General features: G+C 63.7%; 14 protein-coding genes. 8 read left to right on the top strand and 6 right to left on the bottom strand.

Translation table 11 applies throughout. The features are described from left to right. Positions 1-204 precede the first annotated feature (204 nt). Complete coding sequence (locus tag ACI2KG_RS04585; RefSeq protein ID WP_404660973.1) at positions 205-6,540, bottom strand: amino acid adenylation domain-containing protein; 6,336 nt, start codon at positions 6,538-6,540, stop codon at positions 205-207. A gap of 409 nt (positions 6,541-6,949) precedes the next feature. Between ACI2KG_RS04585 and ACI2KG_RS04580 the strand changes: the two genes are divergently transcribed. From ACI2KG_RS04580 to ACI2KG_RS04570, 3 genes are all read left to right on the top strand, one after another. After that, positions 6,950-7,732, top strand: a complete 783-nt coding sequence (locus tag ACI2KG_RS04580; protein WP_404660972.1) for a helix-turn-helix transcriptional regulator — start codon at positions 6,950-6,952, stop codon at positions 7,730-7,732. 15 nt (positions 7,733-7,747) lie between these two features. Continuing rightward, entirely contained in the window at positions 7,748-9,151 is a 1,404-nt protein-coding gene (locus ACI2KG_RS04575; protein ID WP_404660971.1) for an efflux transporter outer membrane subunit, read from the top strand. Positions 9,152-9,416: 265 nt separating this feature from the next. Further along, a complete protein-coding gene (locus ACI2KG_RS04570; RefSeq protein WP_404660970.1) occupies positions 9,417-11,537 on the top strand; it encodes a TonB-dependent siderophore receptor in 2,121 nt (706 codons plus the stop codon). A 113-nt stretch (positions 11,538-11,650) separates the two neighbouring features. Here ACI2KG_RS04570 and ACI2KG_RS04565 read toward each other — a convergent pair whose 3' ends face one another. From ACI2KG_RS04565 to ACI2KG_RS04555, 3 genes are all read right to left on the bottom strand, one after another. Further along, a complete protein-coding gene (locus ACI2KG_RS04565; RefSeq protein ID WP_404660969.1) occupies positions 11,651-12,172 on the bottom strand; it encodes an acyloxyacyl hydrolase in 522 nt (173 codons plus the stop codon). A 222-nt stretch (positions 12,173-12,394) separates the two neighbouring features. Further along, positions 12,395-12,838 (bottom strand): carboxypeptidase regulatory-like domain-containing protein, encoded by a 444-nt coding sequence (locus tag ACI2KG_RS04560; protein WP_404660968.1) that lies wholly within the window; start codon positions 12,836-12,838, stop codon positions 12,395-12,397. A 125-nt stretch (positions 12,839-12,963) separates the two neighbouring features. Further along, entirely contained in the window at positions 12,964-13,830 is an 867-nt protein-coding gene (locus ACI2KG_RS04555; RefSeq protein WP_404660967.1) for a LysR substrate-binding domain-containing protein, read from the bottom strand. 107 nt (positions 13,831-13,937) lie between these two features. Here ACI2KG_RS04555 and ACI2KG_RS04550 point away from each other — a divergent pair, with 107 nt between their 5' ends. After that, entirely contained in the window at positions 13,938-15,323 is a 1,386-nt protein-coding gene (locus ACI2KG_RS04550) for an aldehyde dehydrogenase family protein (protein ID WP_404660966.1), read from the top strand. Positions 15,324-15,556: 233 nt separating this feature from the next. Here the strand turns inward: ACI2KG_RS04550 and ACI2KG_RS04545 are convergent, their stop codons facing one another. Together ACI2KG_RS04545 and ACI2KG_RS04540 are read right to left on the bottom strand one after the other, a co-directional pair. Further along, complete coding sequence (locus ACI2KG_RS04545; protein WP_404660965.1) at positions 15,557-17,467, bottom strand: hypothetical protein; 1,911 nt, start codon at positions 17,465-17,467, stop codon at positions 15,557-15,559. A gap of 216 nt (positions 17,468-17,683) precedes the next feature. Next, positions 17,684-18,583 (bottom strand): helix-turn-helix domain-containing protein, encoded by a 900-nt coding sequence (locus ACI2KG_RS04540; protein WP_404660964.1) that lies wholly within the window; start codon positions 18,581-18,583, stop codon positions 17,684-17,686. Positions 18,584-18,735: 152 nt separating this feature from the next. Here ACI2KG_RS04540 and ACI2KG_RS04535 point away from each other — a divergent pair, with 152 nt between their 5' ends. From ACI2KG_RS04535 to ACI2KG_RS04520, 4 genes are all read left to right on the top strand, one after another. Further along, on the top strand, positions 18,736-20,094 hold the full coding sequence (locus tag ACI2KG_RS04535; protein WP_404660963.1) for a glutamine synthetase family protein: 1,359 nt from the start codon (positions 18,736-18,738) through the stop codon (positions 20,092-20,094). 167 nt (positions 20,095-20,261) lie between these two features. Then, complete coding sequence (locus ACI2KG_RS04530; RefSeq protein WP_404660962.1) at positions 20,262-21,350, top strand: polyamine ABC transporter substrate-binding protein; 1,089 nt, start codon at positions 20,262-20,264, stop codon at positions 21,348-21,350. A gap of 13 nt (positions 21,351-21,363) precedes the next feature. Further along, positions 21,364-22,659, top strand: coding sequence for an NAD(P)/FAD-dependent oxidoreductase (locus ACI2KG_RS04525; RefSeq protein ID WP_404660961.1), 1,296 nt, complete (start codon positions 21,364-21,366; stop codon positions 22,657-22,659). Positions 22,660-22,817: 158 nt separating this feature from the next. After that, positions 22,818-23,495: a DUF3313 domain-containing protein gene (locus tag ACI2KG_RS04520; RefSeq protein ID WP_404660960.1), complete on the top strand. Its 678-nt coding sequence runs from the start codon at positions 22,818-22,820 to the stop codon at positions 23,493-23,495. Positions 23,496-23,626 lie beyond the last annotated feature (131 nt).

Raw genomic sequence — 23,626 nt, 5'->3', positions numbered from 1 at the left:
CGGTAAGCATCCTGCTTTGCCTGGAAATAGGGATGGTGGACACGCTAATGGATCGTGACCGACCGGTCTGACATGGGAAGCGGGGACAGGGGAGGATTTGTTGGGGCTGATGGGTTTGTCTCGGGTCTTGTGGTGGGGCAGATATCGAGCGCCGCGCGGGCGGCGCTCGATATCTGCCTCTCTCAAACAAGCAAGGCGAACCCTTCAGATACGCCGACGCTTGCCCAGGCCGGGAATGGTGGTTTGCGGGATCACCACGGCAACCTGTTCGCGGCTGGTGCTGGCCGCCAGGCCAGCCAGGGTCGGCTGGCTGAACAGTGTTCTGGCATCCACATGCAAGCCGGCCTGGCGCATGCGCGCCACCAGGCTGACGGCGAGCAACGAATGCCCACCCAACTCGAAGAAGTTGTCGTCACGGCCGACCTGCTCGATCTTCAATACCTCGGTCCAGATCCCGGCAAGGGCTGTTTCCAGCTCGCCTTGGGGGGCCTGGTACTCACGGCTGATCACCGCCTCGGCACCGGGTGCCGGCAGCGCCTTGCGCTCGACCTTGCCGTTCGGGCTCAACGGCAGTTCGGCCAGGGCCACGAACGCCTGTGGCACCATGTACTCGGGCATGCGCGCCAGCAGGTGGCTGCGTAACGCCTCCAGCGCTGGCGCCGGTTGGCCATCGCTGCTGGTGAAATACGCCACCAGGCGCTCTTCATGCATCAGCACCACCGCCTGGCCCACCGCTGGGTGGGCGGCCAGCAAGGCTTCGATTTCACCCAGCTCAACCCGCAAACCGCGCAATTTGACCTGGAAATCGTTGCGGCCAACGAAGTCCAGCTCGCCGTCAGCACGGTAGCGCACCAGGTCGCCGGTGCGGTACAGGCGGTCGCCTTCAACAAACGGGCTGGCAATGAAACGCTCAGCCTGCAACTGCGGCAACCCCAGGTAGCCACGGGCCACGCCGACACCGCCGATGTGCAACTGCCCTACCGCCCCCAACGGCACCGGACGGTCATGGGCATCGAGCACGTACAGGCGGGTATTGGCAATCGGCCGGCCAATCGGCGGGGCCTGCGTCGGCAGCGGCGCATGCGCCTGCAAGGTCCAGGCGGTGCTGTCCACCGTGGCCTCGGTGGGGCCATAGACATTGTGCAGGCGCACCTTGGGCAGACGCTGTCGCACACTGCGCACCAGTGCCAGGGTCAGCTCACCGCCGCCGCAGAAGATATCGGTCAGGCTGGTGCACTGCTCCACGCCCGGTTGCTCGAGAAACTGATGCAGCAGCGCCGGCACGAACTTGACGATGCTGACCTGCTGCGCCTGAACCAGCTGCACCATGTAGGCCGGGTCTCGGTGGCCATTGGGCCGCGCCAGTACCAGGCGCAAACCGGCGGTCAACGGCCAGAACAACTCCCACACCGAGCCATCGAAGGTAAACGGTGCGCGTTGCAGCAAGGCATCACCCGGGCGCGGCGGGCAGATGCGCGAACCCCAATGCATCAGGTTGCACAGGCCGCGGTGTTCCACCATCACCCCCTTGGGCGTACCGGTGGAGCCCGAGGTGTACATCACGTAGGCCAGTTGCGCAGGCCCCAGCCCCGCCACTTGCGGGTCATCGGCCGGATTGGCCAGCCAGTCGTTATGGTCAAGGTCGAGCCAGCGGCATTGCAGGGTGGCGAACAGGCCCTGCGTAGCACCGTGCACCAGCACCAGGGCCGGGGTGCAGTCCTGCAGCATGAAGCGCAGGCGCTCTTGCGGGTAGCCCGGGTCGAGCGGTACATAGGCGCCGCCGGCCTTCAGCACGCCCAGCAAGGCGACCATCAGCGACACGCCGCGCTCGATGCACACCGCCACCCGGCTATCCGGGCCAACCCCTTGGGCAATCAGGTGATGAGCCAGGCGGTTGGCCTGGGCGTTGAGTGTTTGATAGTCAAGGCTGAGGTCGTCGGCCTGCACGGCAATGGCTTTGGGCGTGCGTCTGACCTGTGCCTCGAACAGTGCCGGCAAGGTGTGCCCCAGCGGGCTGTCAGGGTCTTCACTGCTGTTGAAGCCCGACAGCAGACGCTGCAACTCGCTTTCCGGCACCGTACACAAGGCCTGCAAACCCACGCTGCTGCCACTGGCCAGCGCATCGCCCAACTGCTGCAGGGCACGCAGCAGATATTCCATGACCCGTTGCGCACCGATCGCTTGCGGCGCGCGAACGGCCAGTTGCAACGCATCAGCGCGCTCATCCACAGTCAGCACCAGGCCGTAGCTCTGCACCTCGCTGGCCTCGGCCAGTTCCACGCCAGGCAGCACCTGGCCGAACGGCAAGCTGCCCTGGCGGTAGTTGAGCAGGCTGTCGAACAATGCGCTGCCGGCCGGCAAGCCGCTGCAACGCTGGGCCAGGATCAGCGGCGCATCTTCATGCGCGAGCAGTGCCGCCAACCCTGCGTGGGTTTCCTTCAGGGCCTGGCCCGGCGAGCGCTGTGCCAGCGTGATGCGCAGCGGCAAGCTGTTGATGAACATGCCCATGGCGCGACCGGCGCCCGGGCCGGCCAGGCTGCGCCCCAGCAGCACAGTGCCGAGCACGACCTCATCGCGCCCGCCCAGGCTACCCAGTACCTGCGCCCAGGCCAGGTGCAGCAGGCTGGCCAGGCTGGCGCCCTGTTGCCGCGCCTGCTGACGAAGCATGGCGACACGTTCGGCGGCCAGACAATGGTCGTAATTCTCCAGGCATTGCTCGTCGACCGTTGCGCCCCCATACCCGGCGATCGGCGCCTGTGGCTCGATACCGGCAAGCTGCTTGCTGAAGAAGGCCGCATGGCCCGCCTGGCGCTCGGCATCGGTGCTGGCGGCGACGTAGTCGCGGTAAGCCACTGGCCTGGGCAACTGCTCACCGCGCCCTGCCATGAAAGCTTCCAGTTCGCTCAACAGCACCTGCAGCGACACGGCATCGTTGACCAGATGGTGGAAGCGCAACAGGCCCAACCAGCACCCTCGCCCGGTGTCTTCGGTACACACCAGCGCCATCATCGGTGCCTGGCGCAGGTCGAGCGGCCGTTGCTGCGGGTCGAAATGGCTGCGCAATTGCCCGGCAGGCCCGTGCCAGTGTTCAACCGGCAGGCGCGCCTGGCGCCAGACCACCTGCTGGGGATGCTCCAGCCCCTCCCAGCACAGGCTGGTGCGCAGGATGTCGTGGCGATCGATTACCTGCTGCAAGGCATCGGTAAAGGCCTGCAACTGCTCGCGGCTGGCAAAGGTGAACAGCGCCTGCTGCTGGTACGGGTCGCGGGTGTCGGTGACATGGTGATACAGCAGCCCCTGCTGCAGGGGCGCCAGCGGGTAGATTTCCTGCACGTTGCCGGCACCGCCAGGCACCGAGGCAACGATGTGGTCGATTGCGGCCTGGTCCAGTGCGGTGAGCGTCAGCATGCCTGGGGTAATCTGCCGGCAGCCCTGCGCCACCCGGTTTTCCGGCACCGCCATGCCAGCGACCGGCGTCACGCTGGCCGCCAGGCTGGCCAGGGTCGACTGGCCGAACAGCACCTGCACGTCAGCCTGTAAGCCCTGCTGGCGCAGGCGCTCGATCAGTTGCACGGCCAGCAGTGAATGGCCACCCAGCTCGAAGAAATGGTCCTGGCGCCCCACCCGCTCGACCTGCAACAGTTCGCCCCACAGCTGCGCCAGTTGCTGTTCAATCGGCCCCTCAGGCGCTTCATGCTCCCGGCGTACCTTGGCGCTTTCGTCGGCGTGCGGCAAGGCGCGGCGGTCCAGCTTGCCATTGGCGGTCAGCGGCCAGTTGCCCAGGCGCACATAGGCGCCCGGCAGCAAGGCCAGCGGCAGGCGTTCGCGCAGGTGCTCGTGCAGCGCACGCGGGGTCACCGGCTGGTCTGCGATGAACCAGGCCTGCAACTGGCCGTCGCGCAGCATCACCACGCATTCGCGCACGGCGGCATGGCTGGCCAGGGCTGCTTCGATCTCGGCCAGCTCGACCCGCACGCCGCGGATCTTCACCTGGTCGTCGTTGCGCCCGAGGTATTCCAGGGTGCCGTCGGGCAGCCAGCGCACCAGGTCGCCGGTGCGGTACATGCGCGCACCCGGTACCTGGCAGAACGGGTCCTGCACAAAGCGCTCGGCGGTCATCTGAGGCCGGTTCAGGTAGCCGCGGGCAACCCCCTTGCCGCCGATATAAAGCTCACCCGCTGCACCCGGCGGCAGCAACCGGCGCTGCTCATCGAGCACGTACAGCCGGGTATTGGCCACCGGGCCACCGATATGCAGCGGCCCACCGGCCGTTACCTGGCCCGAGGTGGCCACCACCGTGGCTTCGGTGGGGCCGTAGTTGTTGATTACCTTATAGCGCCGCTCGCGTGCCAGCCGGCGCAGGCGGTCACCGCCGACCAGCAAGGTTTGCAGGGTCGGGTGCAGCTCGCCCTGGGCAAAGGCGTGCTCGGCGACCGGGGTTGGCAGGAAGCTGACATCCAGCGGCTGGCCCCGCCACCAGTCAAGCAAGGCGTCGATGTCTTCGGCACCATCGCGCACCGGCGCCAGGTGCAAGGTCGCACCGCTGCACAACGCCGGCCAGACCTCCCAGGCCATGGCGTCGAAACCGAAACCGGCCAGGCTCGACTGATGGCGCCCAGGCTTCAGATCAAAAGCGCTGCAGTGCCAGTCGACCAGATTGGCCAGCATGTGCTGTTCTACCATCACGCCTTTGGGCAAACCGGTGGAGCCAGAGGTATAGATGACATACGCCAGGTCGCTTGGCGATTGCGCTGCAAAATCGAAGGCTGTGGCCGGCGTGGCAGCCCAGTCGAAGCGATCGAGGTCGATCTGCCTCAGGCCATGGGCTGGCAGGCGCTCGGCCAGCCGTGAAAGGGTCAGCAGCACGTCGGGGGCGCTGTCTTCCAGCAGGTAGGCCAGACGCTCGCGGGGGTGGGCCGGGTCAATCGGCACATAGGCCGCGCCCGCCTTGAGCACGGCCAACAGCCCCACCAGGGTGTCCAGCCCGCGCTGGGCGACCACCGCCACCCGGCGTTCAGGCCGCACGCCCAGGCCTGCCAGGTGTTGTGCCAGCAGGTCGGCACGCCGCTCAAGCTCGCCATAACTCAGCGCCTGGCCGTCGTGCAGCGCCGCCACTGCTGCCGGCCGTGCCTTGGCCTGGGCCTGGATGCGGTGTTGGATCAGGGTCGCATCAACCGTTGGTGATTGCGTGGCGTTCCACTGCTCTAGTGCGGCGTGTTCCTGGCCGGTCAGCAGGTCGAATGCACCAACCGATGTACGTGGCTGCTGCAAGCCTTGCTCCAGCACATGCAGCAGGCGCGCGGCCAACGCCTGCACCTGGTCATCGGCAAACCAGGCCCGGTTGTGCACCAGGTGCAGCGTCGCCGCATCGCTGTGGCTGTTGCAACGCAGGTGGATACTCAGTGGCGTCGGTTCGTGGCCGTTGCAGATCATCACCGTGTGGCCAGGCGCATCGGCAATCTGCAGCGCGTTGCTGTCTTCTTCGAACGACACCATCAGCTCGAACAATTGCGGCCGTTCTTCACGCAACACGCCGAGGCTGCGGTTGAGTTCGCTAAGGGCAAAGCGCTGGTGGCGATAATCCTGCTTCAGCGCATCGCGAATGTTCTGCACCAGCGCCGCGAACGAGCATTCGCGGCCAAAGCCCATGCGCAGCGCACTGACCTGGGTGAACAGCCCCAAGGTCGCCTTGAAACGGGCGTTGCCGCGGTTGCGCACTGGCAGCCCGACCACCCACTCATCACGTTGCAAGGTGCGCACCACGCAGACGTGCAAGGCGGCCAGCAGCACATGCAGTGGCGATGCCTGCAGCCCATTTGCAAAGCGGCGCATGCGGGCCAGCAATTGGCTGTCGAACGCTTGCTCCTGCGCGCCGCTGGGTGAGCCGCCTGCCGCCGCGGCGCGCTCGCGCGGGGCCATCAGGGCGGCGGGCAACTGCTGGTACCTGGCCAGCCAGTATTCACGGTCGCGGGCATGGCGCGTGGATGCCTGATACTGGGCATCGTCTTCGATGAAGGCATGGTAGGACGCTGCCCCGTGCGGCAAAGGCAGGCCTTGTTGCAACAGCTGGTAGTAATCGGCGAGTTGCTTGAACCACTGGTCCACCCCCCAACCATCGAGCACCAGATGGTGAGCCTGAACGGCCAGCAGGTAACGGTGGTCGGCAATGCGCAGCAACGTTGCGCTCCACAACGGGCTGGCATCCAGGCGATAGGGTGTGCGCATCTGTACCTGCAGCAAGCCCAGTGCGGCTGCCAACGGCTCTGGCGCCTGGCGCAGGTCGTGCACGGCCAGGGGCACGGCCATTTGCGCGGCGAAGTATTGGCGCGCAAGGCCGCCTTCGGTGACCAGCACCGTGCGCAGGCCATCATGCTCGGCCACCAGGTGCTGCAGCGCCTGCTGCAACTGCGCGGCGTCCACCCTGCCCTGCAGCTCGACATACGCGCCGATGTTGTACAGCGGCGAGTCGCCATGGCTGATCTGGTCCAGCCAGATATCACGCTGGGCAACGGTCAGGGCAAAGGTTTCGACGACAGGCATGATTCGGCAGGTCCTTCTGGTTGATCATCCGCGGATTCAAGCATCGCCGCCTGCAGCTGTATGGCCCGTTAAACCCGGACAACCGCAGCCCCGGGGCGGGCTGCTGAAAAACGTGTAGGAGATCTGCCACACCACATGACCTGCAATGGCCTACGGCACACGGTATACGCCGCGATCTGCCTGGATCAGCCATGCTTCTGACGTCAATTAGCTGGCTAAGCACTGCATTGCTCAAGCGTCACCTCGTTTTGCCGCAACACTGCGGCTGCGAATCGGTGTCATTTTCTGTCCCGGTTTTCCATTACAGACGCCCGCCCGGCAGCGGGCTTGAATACGCCCACCACCCCACCCGGAGCACTCGACCGCGAGACCACCCGCCGCAACACCCTGAACCAAGGGAGACTAGGAAATGATGCTGACCGACAGCCGCGAATACCGCCCCGACCCACAGCTGTACCTGCGATTGGGGGAACTGATCGCCAGCACCGGCGCTGCAGGCTTTGCCGAACAGATGTTACATCTGGTCGACGTTCAGGTACCCATCTACCGTATTGAGCTCAGTGAGTGGACGCTCGACCTGCACAAGGCGCACGCCAGCCGTATCAAGGTGTTGGGCAACGCTGGGCCACAGCACAGCCAGCACGAGGCTGACAACCTGCGCCAACCCTTGCTGCAACGCATCATGCAGATGAAAGACCCGCTGCTGATCGCGCTCAAGGCACCGCTTGGCCCCCACCCGTCACGCCAGAATGCGCATCAATGCCACCTGGTTTCCTGCAGCGGCAGCACACGCTGGGTGATCAGCTTCCATCGTGCGCCTAGCCAGCGCGCGTTCTCCTTGAGCGAACTGTCACAACTGAAGAGTTTGTCCGACACCCTGCTGCCCTTGGTCGAGCACCACGGGCAACTGCTTGAGCAAGGGGCTGTGCGGCGCGCCGGTTCGCCACTGGCTGACCTTGAGGCCGGCACGTTGCGCCAGTCGTTTGGTGAGCGGCTGCTGCAGGAAGCTGTGCGCCTGTCGACCCGCGAGCAGGAAGTGTGCCTGGGCCTGTTGACCGGCGGCACCGTGCCAGAAATGGCGCAGCGCCTGAATGTGAAGAACAGTTCGGTCGAAACCTACCTCAAACGCGCCACTGCCAAGCTGGGGGTCAGTGGCCGCCATGGTCTGGCGAAATGGATGGCCGGTGCCTGAAAGCGAGAACCCGCAATGCCCCGACATGCGCTTACCTTGATCGCCGTGCTGTTGTGCGGCTGTACGCTGGCACCCGACTACCAGCGCCCTGCACCACCGGTGAATGAGCAGTTCCCCCACGGCGCGGCCTATGCCGGCGATGCCCGGCAATACCAGGCCGCCGAAGATTGGCAGCAGGTGTTCCACGACCCGGTACTGCGCCAGTTGATTGGCAGTGCCCTGGGCAACAACCGCGACCTGCGCGTTGCCGCACTCAACGTCGAGGCCTACCAGGCACAGTACCGTATTCAGCGCGCCGACCTGCTACCCAAGGTTTCCGCCAATGCCCAGGGGCAGCGGCAGTACCTGCCCCGCGGCATGACCGGCACCGACCAGGGCGTGATCAGCTCGACCTATGCCGCGACGCTGGGCGTGAGCGCCTACGAACTTGACCTGTTCGGCCGGGTGCGCAGCCTCAGCGACCAGGCCCTGCTTACCTACCTGGCCAGTGAAGAGGCGCAGCGCAGTACCCGCCTGAGCCTGGTGGCGAGTGTCGCCAGCGTGTACCTGACCTGGCGGGCCGACCAGGAACTGCTGACACTGGCCAATGAGACCCTGGTGGCCGATGAGCGCAGCCTGCGCCTGACCAGCAACCAGCGCCGCGCCGGTACGGTGTCGGCCCTGGACCAGATTCAGGCGCGCACCAGTGTCGACAGTACCCGTGCGGCAGTGGCCCGCTACAAGCGCCTGGTGGCGCAGGACCTCAACCAGCTCACCTTGCTGGTGGGCGCGCCGGTGGCCGCTGACCTGGCCGCCCTGCCCCTGGCGGCCGAACAGATTGCCGGGCTGCCGGCCGGGTTGCCGTCTGGCCTGCTGCAGCGTCGGCCGGACATTCTGCAGGCTGAATACCAGCTGCGCGCGGCCAATGCCAACATCGGTGCGGCGCGGGCGGCGTTTTTCCCCAGCATCAGCCTTACCGCCAATGCCGGCAGCACCAGCCCCGAACTCAGTGGCCTGTTCGAGGGCGGCTCTGGTACCTGGCTGTTCCAGCCGCAGATCAGCCTGCCGATTTTTACTGCCGGCAGCCTGCGCGCGAGCCTGGACTATGCGCAGCTGCAAAAGGACATGCAGGTGGCGCAGTACGAAAAGGTCATTCAGGGTGCATTCCAGGAGGTGGCCGACGGCTTGGCGGCGCGTAGCACTTACCAGCGGCAACTGCAGGCACAACGTGACCTGGTGGCCTCGAACCAGCGTTACTACGACCTGGCCGAGCACCGCTACCGGATTGGCGTGGACAGCAGCCTCACGTTTCTGGATGCCCAGCGCTCGTTGTTCAGTGCCCAGCAGGGGTTGATCAATGACCGCTTGGCGCAGCTGGTGGCGGAGGTGAAGCTGTATGCGGCGTTGGGTGGGGGGTGGAAGGAGGATTCGGGAGGCTGATACTTTTAGCAGAACCTGTTTGATGGGTGGCCTGTTCCGGCCCTTTCGCGGGTGAACCCGCTCCTACAGGTGCATCACACGACTTGGACCTGTGATTTACCTGTGGGAGCGGGTTCACCCGCGAAGAATCCAGCACAAATGGGCCTGCTTGGTATCTGGTACACCAGTGCCACTCAAAAAGAATGCATTTGATAATGATTCGTAGTAGTTTCACGGCGCTTTCCCACCCTACCCCTCAGCGCCTTACTCCAGGATCGTACCGTCGATGCGTCGAACGTTCGTTTCGCTTTGTGTGCTTCATGCTGTCTCCCCGCAGGCCTTCGCCCAGCCTGAACCGATCGGCGACCCTGCCCAGATCGAACTCCAGGCCCTGAGCATCACCAGTACCGCCGACAGCGAACGCGCGGACGGCCCGGTCGATGGCTACAAGGCCAGCCGTTCGGCCAGCGCTACCCGCACCGACACTGCACTGCACGAAACGCCGCAGTCGATCAGCGTGGTCCCCAAGGATGTGCTGCAAGACACGGGCGCCACGCGCCTGCAAGACGGCTTGGACTACGCCGGCGGGGTCGGCCGCGCCAACAACTTTGGTGGCCAGGGCCTGACCACCTTCACCGTGCGTGGCTTTACCACCGGCGAGTTCTACCGCAACGGCTTCCCGATCAACCGCGGCTACCCCAACGCCCCGGACGCCAACACCGTCGAGCGCCTGGAAGTGATCCGTGGCCCGGCCAGCAGCCTGTACGGTCGGGGTGACCCGGGTGGCACCTTCAACGTGGTCAGCAAGCAACCGCTGGCAGAGCCCAAGGTCACCCTCGGCAGCCAGTTCGATGACCAGGGCATGCACCGCGCCACCCTCGATGCTACCGGCCCGCTGAACCAGGACGGCTCGCTGGCCTACCGCCTGAATGTGCTCGGCGAAGGCGGTGACAGCTTCCGTGATGACGTGGAAAGCGAGCGTTACGATGTTGCACCCGTGCTCAGCTGGCAGGTCAACGACAGCACGAAAATCGTCTTTGAAGGCGACTTCATGCGCAACAACCACCCGCTGGACCGTGGCCTGACCCGCTACGCCACCCAGACCGGCAGCGCCTCGCGCGACACGTATATCTGGGAAAAAGGCAGCGACAACCTGCTGCACAACGACAACAACATGGCCCAGCTGCGTTTCGAGCACCTGCTCAACGACAACTGGACGCTGGCGGGTGGGTTCCAGTTCCTGGAGGGCTCGCTAAAGGGCAATGCCGTCGAAGCCGACGGCGCGCCGGCAGATGGCCGCACGCTGCAGCGTAACTTCAACTACCGCAAGCTGGAATGGACGGACCGTGACTGGCAACTGAACCTGACCGGGCATTTTGATACCGGCAATTTCAGCCATACCTTGCTGACTGGCGTCGAGTACGAGAACTACGACTACAACTCGATCATCCAGCGCTCCTCGGCCCCCTACCCGATCGACATCTATAACCCGGTACTGGGCCAGCCGCGCCCGGCCCTGACCCGCACCACTACCTGGGACAAGGAAAACCTGCAGACCTGGGCGTTCTTCATCCAGGACCAGGTGGCCCTGACCGAGCGTTTGAAGGCATTGGCAGGTGTGCGCTTTGAGCGTTTCGAGCATGACTATGACAACAAGCTGAACGATGCCGGTGATTTCAGCAAAGGCGAGAACGGCGTCACCCCGCGCTTTGGCCTGATCTACGACCTGACCGACACGGTTGCGGTCTACGCCAACACGGCGCGTTCGTTCAAGCCCAACACGGGTACGCCTGCCAATGGCGGTGGCTTCGACCCGGAAAAGGGCAAGTCCTACGAACTGGGGGTGAAATGGGAAGCGCTCGACCGCCAGCTGAGCGTGGACGCGGCGATCTACCATATCGTCAAGGAGAACGTGCTGACACGCGACCCGGCAAACACCAACTACAGCCTGGCCGCCGGCGAGGTACGCAGCCGCGGCCTGGACATCAACATCGCGGGCAACATCACGCCTGAGTGGCGGGTAATCGGTGGCTACGCCTATGTCGACGCCGAGGTGACCCAGGACAACCGCCTGCCGAGCGGTACGCGCCTGGCCAACATCCCGCGCAACAGTTTCAGCCTGCTCAACACGTATGAGTTCCAGGACGGGTTTGCCAAGGGGCTAGGGCTAGGGCTTGGGGTGAAATACGTGGATGACCGTAATGGCCAGACCGAGGCAGTCACCTACAATATGGACCCGTACACCGTGGTTGACCTGCTGACGTTCTACCAGGTCAATGAGCATGTGCGCCTGAATCTGGATGTGAAGAACCTGTTCAATAAAGAGTATGACGAAGGGGCGTTCAACTTCTACGCCTATCCGGGGGCACCGCGGACAGTGCAGGCAGGGGTTTCCTATACCTTCTGAATGGTTGGGGCCGCTGCGCGGCCCATCGCGACACGAGGCCGCTCCTACAGGGGTATGCGATTCCCTGTAGGAGCGGCCTTGCGTCGCGATGGGCTGCAAAGCAGCCCCAGATTTCAGAAGCCTTTGCTGTAGAACAGCGAGTAAGACTCGATGCCGTCGTTAGGCTCCTTGAGCCCGGCATTGGAATAGTGCATCGCACGGATCCCCACCTTCTGCTCCCCCGGCAACTTCAGGCCAAAACCGATACGGTCCTCGAAGTTGACCGACGAGCCCAGGCGCTGGTCGCCCACCTCGGTCTTGGAAAACGCCGCCAGGCCAATACCCGCTTCGATGTACGGCGTGTAGGTGAAACCGCTGAACTCATAGGTAAACACCGGGCTGAACGACAGCGAGTGCGCACCACTGGCGTCGCCACCTTCCCAGTAGGTGTAACCGGCCTCCCAGTAACCGGTTACAAAGCCGGTGTTGCTCTGCAGCCATTTCTTGTCCCAGTCGAACGACATGCCAAGACGGTAGGTCATGTCGCCCTGACTGGTGGCGCCCACGGCGCCGGACACCTGCGCAGCCTGGGCCAGGTTGGCTCCGGTAAGGGCCAGCACTGCAGCGGCCAGCGTTGCTGCTAGACGGGTTTTCATCAACGACTCTCCTGATGGTCTACACGGCAAGCGGGGGCTTTGGCCCCTTGACGTTATAAGGTGACCGGTGCATCCCGACCGGTCACACGAAGTAATAGTTTTTTGATTATTGTCCAAATAATCAGAAAGTTGAAACTGAATTGCCACTATTGGCTAATTCACTGGGTAAAGATGTGCCTTGCCGTGCTCAAGCTTTCAGTCGTATTCCTGCCCCTCTGCCCATCAACGCCAGTTCAGGTTCACTGTTGCGGGAGATTTGCCGTTCACGGTCACCGCTTGCTGCACGGTCTGACCCTGGGCGTTGCCGGTGACCTTATACTTGCCGGGGGGCAACTGCACATACAGCAGCGGCCCGGCATCGGTGACACTCAGCACGGGTTGGCCCTGGGCACTGTGGATGTCGACCGTGACCCCGCTCTGGAACTTGCCGTCCGGGCCGGTCGAAAGTTCTATGTGCAGGTCATAACCCGTGGTCTTGCGCAGCGCATTGGCTTCGTCCTGGCCAATGCCGCCCTGCAGGTAGCGCACGCCGTTCTGCTCCTGGGGTTGCAACTGCACGGCCTGCATGTCGATGGGTGCATTGAGATCGGCGGCAGCCGCCAAGGTCCATGGCAGCGCCAAGGTGATCAACAATGCAGCGCCGAGGGCATAGTGATGGTTACGCATGGTACGACCCTCCTTTAGAGGATGGCTTACCTATTATCTGATCCTCCCGGCGAAGGGGTGTTCGTGCAGAAGCATGATCAGCTCGATGAAATTCGTTTCAGAAAAAACCTTTCTTATCTAAAACATTAGGTTGCGAGCTCTTCCTCAAGCAATTTCACGAACATGCTCAAGCTTCGCGATACCGTACCGCGGCGCCAGACCAGCCAGGTTTTCAGATAGCGGAAGTCCTCCGACATCGGCCAGGCGCTGACCGTGCTGCACCCCGGCATGTTGTCGAGCATGCTGCGCGGCATCATTGCCAACCCGGCACCGGCACTGACGCAGGCCAGCATGCCGTGGTACGACTCCATTTCGTGGATCTTGCCCGGCACCGCCTGGTCCTGCACGAACCAGCTTTCAAAGTGATGGCGGTAGGAACAGTTGGCGCGGAAGGCATAGATACTTTCGCCGTTGACGTCCTGGGCGCGGGTTACGGGCGCGTGGTTGAGCGGCGCGATCACCATCATTTCTTCTTCGAACACCGGCATGCCTTCCAGCGTCGGGTGCAGCACCGGGCCATCGACGAACGCGGCCACCAGGCGGCCAGACAGCACCCCTTCGAGCATGGTCCCGGAAGGCCCGGTGGACAGGTCCAGGTCAACCTTGGGGTAGCGCTGGTTGTACGCTGCCAGCAAGGCCGGAATACGCACTGCCGCCGTGCTTTCCAGCGAGCCGAGGGCGAAGGTGCCCTGCGGGTCTTCGCCGGCAACGGTCAGCCGCGCCTCGTGCACCAGGTCGAGGATGCGCCGGGTGTACTCAAGGAAGTTCCAGCCCGCCGGCGACAGGCGCAGGCGGCTCTTCTCGCGAATGAACAGCTCCACGCCCAGGTCTTCTTCCAGTTGTTTGATGCGCGTGGTCAGGTTCGACGGCACCCGGTGGATGTGCTGTGCAGCGGCGCTGATGCTGCCCTGCTCTGCCACGGCCTTGAAGATCTCCAGTTGCACCAGGTCCACAGCCTTTCTCCAAACGTGAATGTTTCGCTCATTATTATTCAGTTTTCATTAAAGCCATAGCCCACTAGTCTGGCGTCACTGAGTAACAACAACGAGAGTGCCCCGCCATGAGTGCGATCAACAGCCTGACCCACGCCATCTCCCTCGACCCGTTCAGCGGCGAGCAGATTGGCGCCTACCCGTTCGACACCGACGCCGCACTGGAAGCGGCGCTGCAACGTGCCAAGGTTGGCTACCGCCAGTGGCGCCAGGTGTCGCTGGGTCAGCGCAGCGAGTACCTGCTCGCCCTGGCCAGCACCCTCGAAGCCAAGGCCGAAGCCTTTGCGCAAATGATCAGCCGCGAAATCGGCAAGCCGGTCGTTCAGGCCCGTGGTGAAGTGGCCAAGTGCGTGGGCCTGTGCCGCTGGTACGCCGAACACGGCCCGGCGATGCTCGCTGCCGAGCCGACCCAGGTCGAAAAAGCCCGTATCGAATACCGCCCGCTGGGCCCGATCCTGGCGGTGATGCCGTGGAACTTCCCGGTCTGGCAGGTACTGCGCGGCGCCGTGCCAGCGATCCTGGCGGGTAACACCTACGTGCTCAAGCACGCACCGAACGTGATGGGCAGCGCCTACCTGATGGGCGAGCTGTTCAAGGATGCCGGCCTGCCGGAGGGCGTATTCGAAGTGCTGAACGTGACCCCGGATGGCGTCACCCGCGCCATCAACGACCCGCGCATTGCCGCCGTGACCCTGACCGGCAGCGTGCGTGCCGGCATGGCGATTGGTGCCCAGGCCGGTGCCGCGCTTAAGAAGTGCGTGCTGGAGCTGGGTGGTTCCGACCCGTTCATCGTGCTGGCTGACGCCGACCTGGATGCTGCCGTGAAGGCTGCGGTCATCGGCCGTTACCAGAACACCGGCCAGGTCTGCGCCGCGGCCAAGCGCCTGATCGTGGAAGAAAGCATTGCCGAGGAATTTACCCGTAAGTTCGTCGAGGCTACGCGCCAGCTGAAAGTCGGCAACCCACTGGAAGACGACACGTACATCGGCCCGATGGCCCGTTACGACCTGCGCGACGAGCTGGATGGCCAGGTTCAGGCAACCCTCGCCGAAGGTGCCACCCTGCTGCTGGGCGGCAACAAGGTCGAAGGCGTGGCCAATTTCTACGCACCGACCGTGTTCGCCAACGTCTCCCCGGACATGACCGCATTCAAGCAAGAGCTGTTCGGCCCGGTAGCCGCGATCATCACGGCACGTGACGCCGACCATGCGGTAGAGCTGGCCAACGACAGCGAATTCGGCCTGGCCTCGACCATCTACACCGCCGACTACGCGCTGGCTGAACGCATGACTGCGGCGCTGGATACCGGTGGTGTGTTCATCAACGGCTATTGCGCCTCCGACCCCCGTGTGGCGTTTGGTGGCGTAAAGAAGAGCGGTTTCGGGCGTGAGCTGTCCCACTTTGGTGTGCGCGAGTTCACCAATGCCCAGACGGTGTGGCTGGACCGTAACTGATTCAGTGAATTAGGGGCTGCTTTGCAGCCCATCGCCGGCAAGCCAGCTCCCACATCGACCGCATAGATCTCAAGTCATGTGCAGTCCTTGTGAGAGCAACTGCTTTGGGTTGTCTGTTCAGGCCTCATCGCTGGCAAGCCAGGCTCCCACCGGGGCGGCGTTAACTCGAAGCTAGCGCAGTCCTTGTGGGAGCTGGCTTGCCGGCGATGGGCCGCACAGAGGCCCCAAAAACATCAATCGCGAACTTGGTCCTTGACCCAGTCCAACATCCCCCCCGGCACGATCAATTCATGCCGCGCTCGCGAACAGGCGGTATACAGCCCCGCCAGCATCCGCGCCCGTTCATTGCGGTTACCCGCCACCTGCGGCGCCACCATCAGCTCCGGCGACACCATCACCCGGGCAAACTCCATGTTCTTCACATCCCGCACCCGCCCCAGGAACAGCTTGGGCGCCTTGTCCCAGCGGTAACGGCTCTTGGCCTTGGCAAAGTGCTCCGGCGTGTAGCCCTTGCGCAGCATGCTGGCCACGGCAATAAACGCCTTGTCATCACCCTTGTCCTGCTCCAGCGCCTGCCAGCTGGGGTAACGGAACAACATCGGATGGCGTGCCCGGGTGCCATAGCGGTACAGCTCGATGCAGTCCTCGACAAACAGTTCGAAGTCCTTGCGGGCGCTTTTCAGCAAGATGAACGGCACGCCTTGGTGGGTCAGGCGCTGGAACCAGCCAAACAGGCCCCATTCATCATCGACGATCAGCGCCGTTGGCTGCTCCGGCACTGTCACCGCATCGAAGAAGCTGACCCGGGTGTAATGTTCGGCGCTGCCACTGAAGGCTGCCTGGATCGCCGCCGGGTGTGCCTGGATCAGCGGGTTGAGCACGTTGTCCATTGCCGGCCCGGCGCGCAACGAGTGATCGATGCAGCGCTGGCGGATGAAGCTGCCATGGTGCGGGCTAAGGCCGTTGAGGTTCTGCAGTTCGTCCCCCAGGGCAATGATCGACTGCGGGCTGCGGTCGAGCACGGCAAGCATCGGCGCCGACAGCTCGTGGGCCTCGTCGACGATGACGTGGGTGTAACGGTTGTCGATCACGTAGTCGGTCAGCGACAGCAGCTTGACCCGGTGGTAGTCGCGAACCGGCAGCTGGATTTCCCGCGCTGACGGGCGAATCAGCTCTTGCCAGTACAGCCGCGCTTTTTCCAGCAGCACTTCCTGGTCCAGCGGCGACGTGCCGGGCCCGGCCCATGGCAGGTGATGCAGCTGCAGCTGGGCGTCGGCACTGTAGCAAAACGTACGTACGGCACGGATGCACAAGGCAACCACGTCGCGGGCAGCGAGCGGGCCGATGTCGGGGATGGCCAGCCAGCGCACCACCTGCGCCTCTTGTGGGCGCCATGACAGCTTGGTGCGGTAAGGGTCGCGCAGGCGCCAGCCGTGGCTGGTGAGGTCGCGGTTGAGCATCTCGTCCGCCAACTGGCCGAAGGTCAGCGCGGTGTAGTCAGCGGCGTCCTTGACCCGCGCCTGCAGTGCGCGCAACTGGCCCTCGGTCAGGGCCAGTAGCAAGGTGCGCTGTGGTTCAAGCAGGCGGGCGAACTGGTGAATCAGGAAGGTCTTGCCGGTGCCGGCGAAGCCCTGCACGGCCACCGACTCGTCGATGCCACTGAGGAATTCGCGCAGCAGGCGGTTTTGTTGGTCGCTGAGCATCAGGTCGCTGGCCAGCGATGGCAGATACACCGGGTGCAGTGGTGTGGCGCGCTGGCGATAGCCTTCGGCGAACTGGAAATTCCACTGGCCTTCGGCATCCAGCAGTTCGTCAGCCTGGTATTCCACCTCAGCGGTCAGCAAGGCGATGCCGTTCTCGCCGAGCATGCCCAGGCCCATGGCGAAGGCTTCATGGTCGAAGTGCTGCGCCACCTGGCCCTGGAAGCGCCCAGGGGCAGCGCTTTCGACTTCATTGGCGATGCGCACGATCTCGGCAAAACGGCGCTCCTGCGCATCGGCCGAAGCGGTGGCGGGCTGGCGGGGCAGGTTTTGCACGAACAGCACGGCAGCAGCTTCGAGCAGGCTGGCGGTGCTGAAGAAGTCGGTGGTGGGCGCGCTGGCGAGGCGGTCGGCCTGGTCGGTGGGCAAAGGCAGGTAGAACATCGGCACCTCGGGTGGAAACAGGGGGGCACGATAGCAATTTTCGGCGTTGGGTGCTGGGTTTCAGGGGTGCCTGGGGTGGCCTCTTCGCGGCGGTTCGACGCCTCGATGAACCCGCTCCCACAAGGACCCACAATGGCTGAATCTGTGGTGATCCTGTGGGAGCGGGTTCATCGAGGCGTCGAACCGCCGCGAAGAGGCCTGCAGCCCATCCCCACCTCAACCCCTACCCCGTTTCAAGGTCTCACTGGGAAACTCCTTGAACAACTGCCGGTAACTCTCTGAAAACCTTCCCAAATGCCAGAACGACCAACGCATCGCCACCTCGGCCACGGTCACCCCGCCACCGCGCAACAAATCACGCCGCGCACCGTTCAGCCGGCGCAAGCGCAACCAGTGCGCCGGGGGCATGCCGGTGAACGCCTTGAACGCTTGCTGCAACTGGCGCAAAGAAACCCCGGCCACTGCTGCCAATTCCACCAGGTTCAACGTTTCCTCCGGACAATCGGCCGCCCATTCGCTGACCCGGCGCATGATCGCCCGTTCCTCGTCGCGCCGCCCCAACGCAATGCCTTGCAAGCGCTGGCAGGCGTTGTCGAGGATGAACAGGCAGTCCTCCAGCAACTGCTCCGCCAGCGCCTGCCCCTGCAAGGGGCAATCGGCTTCGCCCAGACGGGTCAGGGTGGCGCTCAGCCAGCTGCCGAACAACGCATTCTGCCCGCTGCCCAGCGGCACCATGAACAAACCGTCGAGCCGTTGCGGGTCCAGGCCATGGCTGGCAAGAAAGGCCTGGTCGAACACCACGGCCACTTCCTGGTAGTTCTCAGGGGTGATCCAGATGTTGCGGCTTTGTTCATTGAGCAGATACAGGCTGTTTTCGCTCTGGTCGAAGCAGAACGCCAGCGAACCGCTTGGCGCACGGAAGAACTGCTCGACGCGGGTATTGAGCCGTTCCTCGTAAACCTGCACGCCATCCAGCCCCAGGCAGCGCAGCTGGCCGCTGAAGTGCCCTGGCGACATTTGCCGGTATTGCTGCTGCCAGCCTGGGGTGGCGCGGACTTGCTCGGTCACATCCGAGGTGTGGAAAGCTTGAACCTGCAAGGCATTGGGCGTTGTCACGCTTGGTCCTAGTTGCACTCTTTTGGTGCATTCATTGCCGAAGAAAGTGGATAGATGGCTTTACGGGCCTGAGGCCAAGATAGTCGCCAGCGCGTCACCTGGGAAGTCACCGGCACCTGCCGCGCACATAAAAACCCAACCAAGAGGTCTGTATGAACGCCCCCTTCGATCAGCTGTCCACCTGGCTGAAAGAACACCGGATCACCGAAGTCGAATGCGTGATCAGCGACCTGACCGGCATTGCCCGCGGCAAGATCGCACCGACCGCCAAGTTTCTACACGAGCGTGGCATGCGCCTGCCCGAGAGCGTGCTGCTGCAGACGGTCACCGGCGACTACGTTGACGACGACATCTATTACCACCTGCTCGATGCCGCCGACATCGACATGGTCTGCCGCCCCGACCCGACCGCTGTGTACCAGATCCCGTGGGCGATCGAGCCGACCGCGATCGTGATCCACGACACCTTCGACAAGCAAGGCAACCCGATCGAGCTGTCGCCGCGCAACGTGCTGAAGAAAGTGCTCAAGCTCTATGCCGACAAAGGCTGGCAGCCGATTGTCGCGCCTGAGATGGAATTCTACCTGACCAAGCGCTGCGAAGACCCGGACTTGCCCCTGCAAGTGCCGCTGGGGCGTTCCGGCCGTGCCGAAAGCGGTCGCCAATCGTTCTCGATCGATGCCGCCAACGAATTCGACCCGCTGTTCGAAGACGTCTACGACTGGTGCGAAATCCAGGGCCTGGACCTGGATACGCTGATCCACGAAGACGGCCCCGCGCAGATGGAAATCAACTTCCGCCACGGCGACGCGCTGGACCTGGCCGACCAGATCACCGTGTTCAAGCGCACCATGCGTGAGGCGGCGCTCAAGCACAACGTGGCGGCCACGTTCATGGCCAAGCCGATCACCGACGAGCCGGGCAGTGCCATGCACCTGCACCAGAGCGTGGTCGACATCGCCACCGGCAAACCGATCTTCGCCAACGCAGACGGCAGCATGAGCCAGCTGTTCCTGCATCATATCGGCGGTTTGCAGAAGTACATCCCCAAGCTGCTGCCGATGTTTGCGCCCAACGTGAACTCGTTCCGCCGCTTCCTGCCGGACACCTCGGCACCGGTAAACGTCGAGTGGGGTGAGGAAAACCGCACTGCCGGCCTGCGCGTGCCCACCTCCGGCCCCGAAGCGATGCGCGTGGAAAACCGCCTGCCGGGCGCCGATGCCAACCCGTACCTGGCCATCGCCGCCAGCTTGCTGTGCGGCTACCTGGGCATGGTCGAACAGATCGACCCCAGCGCCCCGGTGCAGGGCCGTGCCTACGAACGGCGCAACCTGCGCCTGCCGATCACCATCGAAGATGCGCTGCAGCACATGGAAGACTGCGAGACCGTGCAGCAATACCTGGGCAAGCAGTTCGTTCAGGGCTACGTGGCGGTCAAGCGCGCCGAGCACGAGAACTACAAGCGGGTGATCAGCTCGTGGGAGCGTGAGTTCCTGATGATGAGTGTCTGACCGTCCGGGGGGTGCTTTGCACCCCAATCGCCGGCAAGCCAGCTCCCACAGGGACCCCACAGTGTTCAAGGCCTATGGTGAACCTGTGGGCTGGCTTGCCGGCGATGGGCTGCGAAGCAGCCCCCTTTAACACCGAACTCGAAGAACAAGACCAACGAGGTGTCCCCATGCGTCATCTGCAAGCCCTGATCCCCGCTGCACTCACCCTGCTGTTCGCCACCACAAGCCACGCCAGCCCCACGGTCAGCGTGTACAACTGGACCGACTACATCGGTGACACCACCCTGGCTGACTTCCAGGCCAGCAGCGGCATCAAGGTGGTGTATGACGTGTTCGATTCCAACGAAACCCTCGAAGGCAAGCTGCTGGCCGGGCGCACCGGCTATGACGTGGTGGTGCCGTCCAACCACTTCCTCGCCCGCCAGGCCCAGGCCGGTGCCTTCCTGCCGCTGGACCGCAGCAAGCTGCCGAACTGGCAGCACCTGGACCCCAAACTGCTCAAGCAGCTTGAACAGAACGACCCCGGCAACCAGTACGCCGTGCCCTACCTGTGGGGCACCAATGGCATCGGCTACAACGTCGACAAGGTCAAGGCAGCACTGGGCGTGGACCATATCGATTCCTGGGCCGTGCTGTTCGAGCCCGAAAACCTGAAAAAACTCAAGCAGTGCGGCGTAGCGTTCATGGATTCGCCCGACGAACTGTTCCCCGCCATGCTCAATTACCTGGGCATGGACCCGCGCAGCGAGAAACCGGCCGACTACGCCAAGGCCGAGGCCCGCTTGCTTGAACTGCGCCCCTACATCACCTACTTCCACTCATCCAAGTATGTCTCCGACCTGGCCAACGGTGATGTCTGCGTAGCGTTCGGCTACTCCGGTGACGTATTCCAGGCGGCCAACCGAGCCGTGGAGGCGAAAAACGGCGTGAAGGTTGCGTACAGCATTCCCAAGGAAGGCAGCAACCTGTGGTTCGACCTGCTGGCCATCCCCAAGGACGCCAGCAACCCCGAGCAAGCCCTGGCCTTCATCAACTACCTGCTCGACCCCAAGGTGATCGCAAAAGTCAGCGCCACGGTCGGTTATGCCAATGCCAACCCGGACGCCAAGGCCTACATGGATGCATCGCTGGTGAGCAACCCCGAGATCTACCCACCCCAGGCCGTGCTGGACAAGCTGTACATCTCCAGCACCCCGAGCCCGAAGATCATGCGCGTCATGACCCGCTCCTGGAGCAAGATCAAGTCCAACCGCTGAGTCGAGAACGCCCATGTCTTTCAATACCCAACACGCCGCCTCGTACTACGCCGCCACAGCGCGCGATGCGGCACCTTACCCCAGCCTGGACGCTGACCTCAGCGCAGACGTCTGCGTGGTCGGCGGCGGGCTGACCGGGGTCAACACCGCCCTGGAACTGGCCGAGCGCGGCCTGTCGGTAGTGCTGCTGGAAGGCCGTCGCATCGGCTGGGGTGCCAGCGGGCGCAATGGCGGCCAGCTGATTCGCGGCATCGGCCATGATGTCAGCGGCTTTGCCCGGCATGTCGGCCAGGATGGCGTGCGCTACCTGAAGCAGGCCGGTATCGACTCGGTAGAGTTGGTGGCCGAGCGCATCGCCCGCTACGGCATTGCCTGCGACCTGCGTTGGGGCTTCTGCGAACTGGCCAACACCCCGGCCCAGTTCGCCGCCTTCAAGGATGAGCAGGATGACCTGGCAACGCTCGGCTATCGCCCTGAAACGCGCGTGGTCGACGCTGCGCGGCTGCACGAGATTGTCGCCAGCGACCAGTATGCTGGCGGGCTGGTCGACATGGGCTCGGGCCACCTGCACCCCCTTGACCTTGTCCAGGACGAAGCGCGTGCCGCCCACAGCCTGGGCGTTCGCATCTTCGAGCAAAGCCCGGTACTGCGCATCGAACACGGCCCCAGCGTGACCCTGCACACGGCACGCGGCACAGTCCGCGCAAACAGCCTGGTACTGGGGTGCAACGCTCACCTCGACGAACTGGAGCCGCGCCTGAGTGGCAAGGTGCTACCCGCCGGCAGCTACGTGGTGGCCACCGAGCCTTTGCCCGAAGCGCTGGCCAGCCGCCTGATCCCGCAGAACATGGCGTTGTGCGACCAGAAAGTCGGCCTGGACTACTACCGCCTCACTGCCGACCGCCGCCTGCTGTTTGGCGGCGCCTGCCACTATTCCGGGCGCGACCCCAAAGACATCGCCGCCTACATGCAGCCCAAGGTGCTGAAGGTGTTCCCGCAACTGGCCAATGTACGCATCGACTACCAGTGGGGTGGCATGATTGGCATCACGGCCAACCGCTTCCCCCAGGTCGGTCGCCTGAGCCAGCACCCCAATGTGTATTACGCCCAGGGTTATTCCGGGCATGGCCTGAACGTGACGCACTGGACGGCGAAGCTGCTGGCGGAAAGCATCGCCCTCGGCCACAGCCACGGCCTGGATGTGTTCAGTGCCGTACCGCACCTTACCTTCCCCGGCGGCAAGGCATTGCGCTCGCCGCTGCTGGCGCTGGGGATGCTGTGGTATAGGTTGCGTGAAGCGTTGGGTTGAGCTTGCCGTGTACTATGCGGCGCCTGGCAGATCCAAGGCGAGCACCTTCCAGCCCCCCACTGTCCTAATTTACTCAGAGGATTGAACTCACATACTGGCCAACTGTCGCGCACCTGCTAGCGTTGTTGAAGCCGACCCATCATGGATGCCTCTTGATCATGAAATCATTGCCTCGCATTACCTTGTTGTGCGCCGCGCTGCTTGCCGTGGCCGCCTGCTCCAGCAATCGGGTGGACCCCAAGGATTACTCCGGCTTCCTCAAAGACTACAGCCGCCTGCAGGAAGCCAAGAGCCCGTCGGGTGCCCCGGTAATGCGCTGGATCGACCCCAAGGTCAACATCAACCAGTACAACCAGGTGTTCATCGAACCCAGCCAGTTCTACCCCAAGCCGCAGCCGACAGCGGTGATCTCGCAGCAGACGCTGGGGGAAATCACCCGCTACTTCAATGAAGCCCTGCGACGTGAAATGGGCAGCGTAGTACCCCTGGCACAAGGCCCTGGCCCAGGCGTGATCGTGGTACGCCCGGCCATTACGGCGGTGTCGACAAGCAACGAGGGCCTCAAGCCTTATGAAGTGATCCCGATTGCCCTGATTTCGGCCGGCGTGAACACTGCCATGGGTGGCCGTGACCAGGAAGTGGATGTCGGCGTGGAAGCTGCGTTCCTGGATGGCGCCAATCAGAAGGTGCTGGCCCAGGTGGTGCGTAAAGGCACCGGTCAGGAACTGGAGAACGATACCCAGAAGCTGACCTTGAACGACGTCAAGCCGGTGCTCGATGGCTGGGCCAAGGACATGCGCGCGAGCTTCCTGGCGGCGAAGCAGAAAGGCCACTGACTGGCTGGCCTGCATCACTTTCAAGGCAGGCACAGAACCTGTAGGAGCGGCCTTGCGTCGCGATGGGCTGCGAAGCAGCCCCGGCAATTTGTGCATCTGTGCGCAAACCCTGGGGCTGCTTTGCAGCCCAT

Source organism: Pseudomonas sp. NPDC089407 (assembly GCF_044900445.1).
Taxonomy (GTDB): Bacteria; Pseudomonadota; Gammaproteobacteria; order Pseudomonadales; family Pseudomonadaceae; genus Aquipseudomonas.
This window is presented reverse-complemented; position numbering and strand designations above follow the sequence as displayed.